Here is a 680-nt window from a genome sequence, read left to right on the forward strand (position 1 = left end):
GCACCCTCCGCGGGCTCGATGGCGCCCTCGTCCACCAGCGCCACTACCCAGCGGGTCTCCACGCGGCAGAGGCCGCTCACCTCGTCCAGGGTCCAGCCCCGGGTGTGCTCCAGTATCACGCCGCTCAGGGCCTCGTCGGCTTCCGTCATGCCATACCTCGCATCCGTGTATGGCGGCATGCACCGCCGTTTATCCCAAGCATAGGTCATCCCCGCCGCGGTCACCGCGGGAAGAGATCGCCCTGGGCACCGTCGCGGCCGCGCTTGCGCGCGAGCCTTTCACGACGCCGTTCGGTCTCCTCGGCACCGGCGGGCAGGCGTGACGTCCAGGCGAGCGCCCCCTGCCAGTCCCGCCGGACGTGCTCGTGGTATTTCGCCAGCGCCTCCGCGGCGTGCGCGTCGCCGGCTTCGGCCAGGCCCTGCCAGATCGCGCGCGCCCCGGCCCAGTCGCCGGCGCGGCGGCGCAGGCGGGCGAGCTCGTGGCGCCCCGGCGCATCGAGGGCCGGAGCGGCCTCCAGCACCGCCCGCGCCCGGCGCTCGTCGCCACTCATGTACCATGCCCGGGCCGCCGCCCGGGAGCAGGCGCCCCAGCGCGCGGGCTCGGCGAAGACCTCCCCCAGCACCGGCCACAGTGCCGCCAGCGAGAGGAGGTCCCGACGGTTGTGATCCAGCACCGCCGGC

At 75.0% G+C, this 680-nt stretch carries 1 pseudogene; it reads right to left on the reverse strand.

From position 1 onward, the window contains the following. Positions 1–220: 220 nt before the first annotated feature. Positions 221–680 (reverse strand): annotated as a pseudogene (locus tag G7A99_RS23230) (hypothetical protein); the annotation flags it as partial.

The organism is Arhodomonas sp. KWT (assembly GCF_010993615.1).